10 protein-coding genes are annotated in these 9674 nt (G+C 35.0%); 8 read left to right on the forward strand and 2 right to left on the reverse strand.

Translation table 11 applies throughout. The annotated features are described in order from the left end of the window. Window positions 1-16: 16 nt before the first annotated feature. From ICJ85_RS11005 to ICJ85_RS11015, 3 genes are read left to right on the forward strand one after another with little or no spacing between them, the layout of a single operon-like run. Complete coding sequence (locus ICJ85_RS11005) at window positions 17-562, forward strand: NADPH-dependent FMN reductase (protein WP_188223841.1); 546 nt, start codon at window positions 17-19, stop codon at window positions 560-562. Between the two features lie 24 nt (window positions 563-586). After that, entirely contained in the window at window positions 587-1024 is a 438-nt protein-coding gene (locus ICJ85_RS11010) for a MarR family winged helix-turn-helix transcriptional regulator (RefSeq protein ID WP_188223842.1), read from the forward strand. 19 nt (window positions 1025-1043) lie between these two features. Then, complete coding sequence (locus tag ICJ85_RS11015) at window positions 1044-1766, forward strand: pirin family protein (RefSeq protein WP_188223843.1); 723 nt, start codon at window positions 1044-1046, stop codon at window positions 1764-1766. A 66-nt stretch (window positions 1767-1832) separates the two neighbouring features. Here the strand turns inward: ICJ85_RS11015 and ICJ85_RS11020 are convergent, their stop codons facing one another. Then, a complete protein-coding gene (locus ICJ85_RS11020) occupies window positions 1833-3017 on the reverse strand; it encodes an MFS transporter (RefSeq protein ID WP_188223844.1) in 1185 nt (394 codons plus the stop codon). A 487-nt stretch (window positions 3018-3504) separates the two neighbouring features. Between ICJ85_RS11020 and ICJ85_RS11025 the strand changes: the two genes are divergently transcribed. From ICJ85_RS11025 to ICJ85_RS11035, 3 genes are all read left to right on the forward strand, one after another. Beyond that, window positions 3505-3687 carry a CAL67264 family membrane protein gene (locus ICJ85_RS11025; RefSeq protein ID WP_188215789.1) on the forward strand — a complete coding sequence of 61 codons (183 nt, stop codon included), beginning with the start codon at window positions 3505-3507 and terminating at the stop codon, window positions 3685-3687. A gap of 1 nt (window position 3688) precedes the next feature. Beyond that, window positions 3689-5380, forward strand: a complete 1692-nt coding sequence (gene ettA, locus ICJ85_RS11030; protein WP_188223845.1) for an energy-dependent translational throttle protein EttA — start codon at window positions 3689-3691, stop codon at window positions 5378-5380. Window positions 5381-5918: 538 nt separating this feature from the next. Next, window positions 5919-6506, forward strand: a complete 588-nt coding sequence (locus ICJ85_RS11035; RefSeq protein WP_188223846.1) for an NUDIX domain-containing protein — start codon at window positions 5919-5921, stop codon at window positions 6504-6506. Here the strand turns inward: ICJ85_RS11035 and ICJ85_RS11040 are convergent. After that, window positions 6503-7525 (reverse strand): formimidoylglutamase, encoded by a 1023-nt coding sequence (locus ICJ85_RS11040; protein WP_188223847.1) that lies wholly within the window; start codon window positions 7523-7525, stop codon window positions 6503-6505. The two genes, ICJ85_RS11035 and ICJ85_RS11040, sit on opposite strands and share 4 nt — an antisense overlap. Window positions 7526-7632: 107 nt before the next feature. On the opposite strand from ICJ85_RS11040, the gene ICJ85_RS11045 reads away from it, so the two are divergent. After that, complete coding sequence (locus ICJ85_RS11045; RefSeq protein ID WP_188223848.1) at window positions 7633-8517, forward strand: chromosome partitioning protein ParA; 885 nt, start codon at window positions 7633-7635, stop codon at window positions 8515-8517. A gap of 274 nt (window positions 8518-8791) precedes the next feature. Continuing rightward, a complete protein-coding gene (locus tag ICJ85_RS11050; protein ID WP_188223849.1) occupies window positions 8792-9367 on the forward strand; it encodes a Crp/Fnr family transcriptional regulator in 576 nt (191 codons plus the stop codon). The last annotated feature ends 307 nt before the right edge of the window (window positions 9368-9674 follow it).

Consider the following 9674-nt stretch of genomic DNA (forward strand, 5'->3'; position numbering starts at 1 on the left):
GATATAATATATAGTTATGAAAAAGATAATAGCCTTTGCAGGAACCAATAGTAAGCAATCCATTAATAAGCAATTAGTAACCTATGCAGCCAGTTTAGTAAAAGGTGCGGAAATCACTATTTTAGACTTGAACGATTTTGAGTTACCACTTTATGGTATTGACTACGAAAATGAACACGGTATTCCTGAAAACGCATACAAATTTATTGAATACATTAAAAATTCGGATGGTATTTTGTTATCGTTAGCAGAGCACAATGGTGCTTATACAACAGTGTTTAAAAACTTGTTTGATTGGATGTCCAGAATTGAAAGTAAAACATTTTTTGATAAACCAATGTTGTTAATGGCAACGTCGCCAGGAGGACGAGGTGGAGCATCGGTTTTAGATGTAGCTAAAGGAAGATTTCCATACCACGACGCCGATATCGTTGAAGTATTTTCTTTACCATTTTTCGGAAACAATTTTGCCGATGGTAAAATAATTAATGAAGATTTAGATGATCAATTAAAAAATGCAGCTGAACAGTTTCAAAGTAAATTACAGGTAGAAACTGTGTAAGTAAATCACAATTTGTTAAAAGTTATGGGAGATTTAGCCAAAGAAATAAATTCGAAGTTTGCTAATAACAAGCAAAAAGCGTTGGTAAATATTCTTTATACAGGAAATTGGATTTCAAGTTGCCAAAACGAATTTTTTAAGTCTTATGGTATTTCGCCTCAGCAATATAATATCCTTCGTATTTTAAGAGGAGCAGGCGAAGCATTGAATGTGCAGGTGATTAAAGATCGTATGATTGAACGTGCGCCAAATGCTACAAGGCTGATGGATAAATTATGTGCTAAGGAATTCATAGAACGTTTGCCTTGTGCGCATGATAGACGTGTGGTAAAGATAGCCATAACAGAAAAAGGATTGAAACTTTTGGCTTCGGTTCCAGATGATTTCAATAAAGATTTAATTAAAAACCTTACCGAAGAAGAAGCAGAACACTTAAGTCATCTGCTTGATAAAATGAGATAAAAAGAAAGGAAAGTTTAAAATGAAGACAGTAATTCACAAATCAGATAGCAGAGGTTTTGCAAACCACGGATGGTTACAGGCGAATCATTCCTTTAGTTTTGCAGGTTTTTATAACCCTGAGAAAGTACATTTTGGTGCTTTACGTGTTTTGAATGATGATATGATAGCGCCGAGTATGGGCTTTGGTACGCACCCTCACGATAATATGGAAATCATTACCATTCCGTTAAAAGGTGTATTGAAACACAGAGATTCAATGCATAACGAATGGCAGGCCGTATTGCCAGGAGAAGTTCAGGTCATGTCGGCAGGAACTGGGGTGCAACACTCAGAAATAAATGGGTCAGCTGAAGAGCATTTAGGTTTATTTCAAATCTGGGTGTTTCCGGACAAACAAAATGTAGCACCGCGCTACGATCAAAAAGCATTTGACCCAGAAGAAAGAAAAAACAAATTACAAACCTTAGTGACTTCCATTGATGAGAATCATGAAGGTAGTTTAAAAATTCATCAAGATGCTGTATTATCTCGAATAGATTTAGATAAAGGACAAACCTTTAACTATAAGCTGAAAAGCAATAAGCATGGTGTTTACGTTATGAATGTCTATGGAGAGTTTGTTATTGATGGAAACACTTTGCAAACAAGAGATGCTATAGGTGTTTCTGAAGCTTTAGATTTTGAAATAGAAACAAAAGAAGATTCCAGTATTTTATTTATTGAAGTACCTATGGAATTCTAAATATGTTGATTAATAGCAAAAGCCCGACCAACTTGGTCGGGATTTTTTTTTGTCTATATTAATGGTTTAAGAATAGCAGGCTTCAACCGTTTTTTTGCGTTTGGTCTGTTTCTGTCGGAGTGCCATAATAATCAAAGTAATAATGATTCCTGTTCCAGCCATAGCAGCACCAACCCAATCGGCTGCTGTATACCCAAAACCCATGGCAATTGGCAATCCGGCAAAATACGCACCGGAAGCATTACCAATATTAAAAGCACTTTGATTTAGCGAAGACCCTAAGGTTTCAGAACCTTTGGAAGCTCTTATAATGGCGACTTGAATTGGTGTTGAAATACAAAAGGTTATCGTCCCAATTAAGAAGGTCATTACTAACACAAGAATTTTGTCATGTGCTAAATAGGTGTTAAGCGCCAACGCACTAACCATTAGGATTAAAGTAATAATAATGGCCTGCATCGGACCAAATTTTTCAGACATTTTAGCGCCAATAAAATTACCGATTACCATACCTAATCCCGCAAGTATCATGGCTAGAGATACCATTTGGTCCGGGTGTCCGGCAACTTCAGTAATTAATGGTGCTATGTAGCTATACCAGGCAAAGAATCCACCAGTGCCGATAGTAGTTAGTAGGATAATCAGCCAAAGTTCTACGCGTTTAAATATTTTAAATTCGCTAATAAAACTGTTTTCAGAGGATTGTTTTAATGCCGGCATCCACAGTTTTACCCCTGTAACTGCCAATATACCAACAACACCCACCATAAGAAATGAAATGTTCCAGTTAAAGTGCTTTCCCAAATAGGTTCCAAGCGGCACCCCTAAAAGGTTGGCAATAGTTAAACCGCTAAACATGATAGCAATGCCTTGAGCTTCTTTTCCAGGTTTCGATAATTTTCCTGCAACGACGGCTCCGATACCGAAGAAGGCTCCATGAGGTAACCCCGATAAAAATCTTAAAACCAAGAAGGACGCATAACCCGTAGCAAATGCTGAAAGCGTATTAAATACCGTAAACCAAAGCATTAAACCTAAAAGTACCTTGTGCGCTGGCCATTTACTGCCTAACCCTGTTAAGAGGGGAGCTCCAACAACCACCCCTAAAGCATAAGCCGATATAAAATGACCTGCCTGCGGAATACTAATAGAAAAAGCAGAAGCCACATCAGGTAAAATACCCATGATAACGAATTCTGTGAGTCCAATTCCAAATCCACCAATAGCTAAAGACAATAAGGATTTATTCATAAAAAACGATTTTTATAATTTATTTCAGGTGAAAACCAAACCGCAAAAGTAGTTGTAAATGCTGGTGCTGAAGCATTATAAATGGTAAAATAAATGTTAATTAATAAGTGTTGAATATAAAACCGGTTCTGTTCTTTTTAATTAATTATTTTCCTAGGAAAATTAATGTATTCTTAAAAAATAGTTTCCTAGAAAATAAAATGTGAATTAGAGAAGTTATTCTTTTGAAAATGAAAATAGAAACCGAAGAGGAAGAGGGATTAGGATTAACAAAGAAATAATATTAATTTATATGTTTTCCAATTCCTGTTAAAAGTACGATATTTGTCCTTTAAAATTTTGCGCAAAGGGTTGAAGCGGCATCCTTTTTACGTCAGTTTGAGTGATTCGTTTTAAGCGAATTGTATCGAGAACAAGTAAAAAGATACAGCGAAAAACCTGACCTTGTGAAGCAAGGATGCGCCCTAAGACTAAAATAAAATTAATTATGGCAATGAATAAAAATACCGTGTTATCATGGGCAACTTGGATTATGATTTTTGTAGGTTTAAGTTTAATCGCACTTGGTGCGTTTAGATACGATGACGTAGCAGGTTGGGGCTTTGCGGCCGTTGGTATTGGTTTTTTTGCAGTTGCTTGGGTTTTTAATGCTTTAAAAGGTAGAGTATAATATGAGTGACGACAAGAAAGTAATTTTCTCGATGTCTGGTTTAACCAAGACATTTCAAGGTGCAAATACACCTGTTTTAAAAAATATTTATTTAAGCTTTTTTTACGGAGCAAAAATCGGGATTCTTGGTTTAAATGGTTCTGGTAAATCCACTTTGCTTAAAATTATTGCCGGATTAGATAAGAATTATCAAGGCGATGTGACCTTTTTACAAGACTATTCGGTAGGGTATTTAGAGCAGGAACCGCAGTTAGATGAGGATAAAACCGTTATGGAAATTGTAAAAGAAGGTGCTGCTGAAACGGTGGCTATTCTTGATGAATACAATAAGATTAACGATATGTTTGGTCTGGAGGAAGTGTATAGCGATTCAGACAAAATGGAAAAGCTAATGAACCGTCAGGCAGCACTTCAAGATCAGATTGATGCATCTAATGCCTGGGAACTGGACACCAAATTAGAAATCGCTATGGATGCGTTACGCACGCCAGATGGTGATAAAAAAATTAGTGTACTTTCTGGAGGAGAGCGTCGTCGTGTGGCTTTATGTCGCTTGTTATTACAAGAACCAGATGTGTTATTACTGGATGAGCCTACCAACCACTTAGATGCTGAGTCGGTACACTGGTTAGAACAACATTTAGCGCAATACAAAGGAACCGTAATTGCAGTAACGCACGACAGGTACTTTTTAGATAACGTAGCAGGATGGATTTTAGAGTTAGACAGAGGTGAAGGAATTCCTTGGAAGGGGAACTATTCATCTTGGTTAGACCAAAAAGCGAAGCGTTTAGCGCAGGAAAGTAAATCGGCTTCTAAACGTCAAAAAACGTTAGAGCGTGAGCTAGAATGGGTACGTCAGGGAGCTAAAGGGCGCCAAACCAAACAAAAAGCACGTTTAAAAAACTACGATAAATTATTAAGTCAGGATCAGAAACAACTGGATGAGAAGTTAGAGATTTACATTCCTAACGGACCTCGTTTAGGAACCAACGTTATTGAAGCGGTTGGCGTAAGCAAGGGTTATGATGACAAGTTGCTTTACGAAGATCTGAACTTTAACTTGCCACAGGCAGGTATTGTAGGGGTTATAGGACCAAATGGTGCTGGTAAAACAACCATCTTCAGAATGATTATGGGGGAAGAAACACCAGACAAAGGTGAGTTTAAAGTCGGGGACACGGCTAAGATTGCATATGTCGATCAAAGTCATTCGAATATTGATCCGGAGAAAACCATTTGGCAAAACTTTAGTGATGAGCAGGAATTGGTTTTAATGGGCGGAAAAGAGGTGAACTCTAGAGCTTACTTAAGCCGTTTTAACTTCTCTGGTGGTGAGCAGAATAAGAAAGTGAAGTTGTTATCGGGTGGAGAACGAAACCGTTTACACTTAGCGATGACGCTTAAAGAAGAAGGAAACGTACTATTACTGGATGAGCCTACCAACGACCTTGATGTAAATACGTTAAGAGCGCTTGAAGAAGGTTTAGAAAACTTTGCGGGATGTGCGGTAGTAATCTCTCACGACCGTTGGTTCTTAGATCGTATTTGTACACATATTTTAGCTTTTGAAGGCGATTCTCAAGTATATTTCTTCGAAGGAAGCTTTAGTGAATACGAAGAAAATAAAAAGAAACGTTTAGGTGGCGATTTAACACCAAAACGTATTAAATACAAAAAATTGGTTCGCTAATTTAGTAGAGTCATCTGAAATAAAAAAAACCAGCTAAATAAGCTGGTTTTTTTATTTTTCTTCTTAAAGTTTAATTGTTGTTATACATGTGGCCTTCGGTGAAATCTCGGTATTTTTCCTCTTTGCGGGCCATCTCTTCACTTATCTTATCAAGACGTTCATTTTCCTTTTTTAATTTGTAGGACTTTCTAATACCTAAAACAAGAAGTATTGAAAAAAATACAACGACTATAACAAGCACAGTCACAATGTCTATTTGGCTAAGTAAAAGCTTAGACGCCGATAGTTTAATAGGTAGCATAATAGATGCTTTAGAATGATTTAATAGCTAATCAAATATACTATATTTTGTTGATTAAATAATTAAAAATGATATTGTTATAATTTTTAATGTAAGAAGTTTATTATTTGTTTTTTCCGTAATGCCCTTATTTTTAAAGGTGTTTCGTTGAAATAGGCAGACCAAAAAGGGGTAAAAAATTTTTAAAAAGCATTATCTTTTCAATAGATTTATAATCAATTTTTAATAACAAAAGACATGCGTGTAAAAGATATTGATAGCCAGTTGTTATCTGATAATTACTATATATTAAATAAACTTACGTTTAAGTATTTAATGAGTAATGGCCAATGGGTTACTCAAATGCGCGAGGTTTACGATCGGGGAGATGGTGCCGGTATTTTATTGTATAATCCCCAAAAACAGACGGTTATTTTAACCAAACAGTTCAGAATGCCAACGTTTATGAATGATAATACCGATGGCTATCTGGTGGAAATTTGTGCAGGTATGTTAGATAAAGATAATCCTGAAGCCTGTATTATAAGAGAAACAGAAGAAGAGGTGGGTTACCGATTAAAAGAGGTTAAGAAGGTGTATGAAGCCTATTCTTCTCCCGGAGTAATGACAGAGAAAATGCATTTTTTTATAGGTGAATATACTGATTATATGAAGGTGAATGATGGAGGAGGGTTAGATTCCGAACATGAAGATATTGAGGTTTTAGAATTGCCTTTTTCTGAAGCTATTAATATGTTGAATTCAGGTGAAATTAATGATACCAGAACGATTGTATTGTTGCAATATGCTTTAATTCATAACCTAATGGAAGCACAAAAGAACTAAAGGTTGTTTTGTGCACTTATAAAGTCAGTTATTAAATACGTGATAAGTTTACCAACTTGCGATGCCGTTTCAGGGGTTGGAGCTGCCTCACAAATATGTAAGTAGCTGGCATTAGAGTGCTCCGCAAAAAAACTAACAAACCGTCTGGCATTATTGACAGAGAACCCACTTGGTGTCATGGCGCTGCTTGGTATATTTTCAATTGTATCACAATCAACTTCAATACCATAAGGACTACTGTCAACAAAATCTAGAGCCTCTTTTAAAGCTTCTGAGAATTTAATTTTGTGAGTCACTTCAATATCTTCGAAGGTAGTGTAATGTATATTATCTAACTTTTTTAGGGTTTTAAAAAGGACTCTTGAGGTGTAATTTTGCTGCAATCCGAAAATAGAATAGTTTTTCAGAAAGCCTTCGGAATAGGCATAACTAAAACCGTTACCACTATGTCTGCCTTCTTCAGATCTAAAATCGGAATGCGCATCCATATTTACCACATTAATGGGTTTGCCTAAAGCTAGACTTGTTCCTTTTATATTCCCGTAGGCGTTATTATGTCCGCCACCAATAATAATTGGCTTCTTTCCAGCTCTCACAATTTGGTTGATTAAAAAAGAGACATGAGCGTCTATTTCTTTTACAATCTCTCTGGCCTTTACAAAACTTTTCTTCTTATCAGGATTTAAAAGAGATAATTTTTCTAATTCTTCATAAAAATCTAAATGGCCTAAAATTAAAACGTTTTGAGGTGTTGTAAACTCGTTACTTTGTATGTTTAACAGGGTTTTTAAGGTAATTTCCCACGTTTTAGAAGTGCCTGTTTTACCATGATTAGCGAACACTCCTACATCCTCTGGTAAACCAATAATTACATGCTTGACGTCCAAACTTTTAAGTTGGTCGTATATATTTGAAATGCTGGTTAAGAGCTGAATATCTTGACCAAACTTGGATTCACCAGAACGTTTGTTTAATAGTTTATTTAAACTATTTTTATCGAATAAAATGAGTTTATCCATGTGAGTAAATAAATTTTGAAACGAAATTACATCATTATTTATTTGTGGCATTATAAAAGTAAAAAATATTAAATAACGTAGATTTTAATCATTAAAAACAAGCAATTATGGAAAACAACAAAAGCAGTATCGGTTTGAAGGTTGCGTTGGGGATTGCAGTAGTTCTATTTTTAGGAACAGCATTCTATTCAATGAACTTGTACCAGGAGAGTAACAAAGTTCAAAAGGACTTAACAGAAGAAAAACAAAAAGTGATGGATGAATTAAGCTTAATGGCGAGTCAGTATGATGAAGCCATAGGTGAAAATGAAGTTGCCAACCAAAATTTAATAGAAGCCCGAGCACGTATTCAAGGGTTGATGGATTCATTAAAAATCTCTGAAACTAACGTGAAAAGCTTATGGCGATACAAGCAAAAATATGTGTCTCTACAAAAAGAGATGGATGTGTTGTTAGCTCAAAACGATTCCTTGAAAGTACAGAATGCTTATTTAGCAACCTCTTTAGATAGTACCCGTGTCCGCCTGGAGGAACGCACCATGTTTAACGATTCGTTATTATTACAAAATACAGCTTTAGCAGAAGTAGTTTCTAATGCAGCGGTGCTTTCTGCGGTAGATTTAAAAGCTTCTGGTGTTATTGTAAGAACATCTGGTAAAGTTATCCCAACAGAGCGTGCAGGACGTAGTGATAAAGTTAGGGTATGTTTTATTGTTGCTAAAAATAAATTGGTACAAGCCGGAGATCAGGAATTATATATTCAGGTAATCGATCCTAAAAACAATATCATTGGTTTAAACGAGCAAGTACAGTTTGATGATGTTACTTTAAATTATAGTGTAATTAGTAAGTTTAACTATGAAAATTCAAACTTAAATGTATGCGAATTTATCGCGCCTAATGACGATGAAAAATTTGATAAAGGTCGTTACATTGTGAATGTTTTTAATGAAAAAGATTTAGTATCTACATCAGAATTTACGCTTAAGTAAACATATATAATCCAAATCTTATGAAACCTCAAGTGAAATCTTGGGGTTTTTTCATACAATAATGTTTCGTTTGAAGGAAATTATTTTGCTCTTGCTCGAAATTCAAATTAAATGTTGTGATATAACAGCATAACTTATACATTTGATGCTATGCACTGCATCTGTATGACTTAGGAGATTAATAGCAACTCATCCCTTTTGTTAAATAATGCATCTGTTATAACTAACTAATACCAAATAAGCATGTACTAATGCTTGAAAACCTTTTAATAGAATGCAATTAGAAGAAGAAATTTTAAATTCTTTTTCAAATGTTTCTAGTGAAACATTTGAAGAACTTTTAAAAGTGTCGGAGTTAAAAACACTAAAATCAGGCACCCAACTGGTTAAGTTAAACGAGGTCCCAAATAAGGTATATTTACTACTTTCAGGGGTAGTTAGGTGTTATATTTGTACCGAGTCGGGGAAGGAGTTTAACAAAAGCTTTTACCTGTCCAATAGTTTTTTTGGCTCGTTAACCGCTTTAATGAAAAACCAACCCTCACAATTTGTTTTTGAGACACTTACGGATTGTGAAATTCATGAAGTCGATTTTAAAAAAGTTATGGAGTTAGCCGAGACAAATTTATCGGTTAGTAAACTATATAACAAAGTACTGCAATCGTTTTATGTGTTGTATGAAAAACGTCTGGTGGATTTAATTTCACTTGAAGCAAAAGACAGATATTTAGAATTACAAAGACAAATTCCTGATGTAGACAAAATTATACCACAATATCATATAGCATCGTATTTGGGTATTACACCAGTTCAATTGAGTCGTATACGAAAAAAAAATGAAATCAATTAACATTTGTTAATTGATTGGTAGCTGTTAAGTAATATATTTGGCAGGAATTCCTTTCTTAAGTATACCTAATTAACTAACAAGGAAAGATTAATAGCTAACCAACCAATAAAAAAAACAGGTCATTTAAATGACCTGTTTTTTTGTTTTTATAAGGTTTGGATGTCTTTTATTGGTTTCAAATTAGGGTCTAAAACCCTGCAATTTCATTGCAGCACTTTAGTGATATAAAAATTATATCTTTATGATATGTCAGAATATCAGCGAAGAGGATCTCATACAGTTAGTCATTTGAGTTGTCATATAGTTT

This window comes from Aestuariibaculum marinum (genome assembly GCF_014596975.1).
GTDB lineage: Bacteria > Bacteroidota > Bacteroidia > Flavobacteriales > Flavobacteriaceae > Aestuariibaculum > Aestuariibaculum marinum.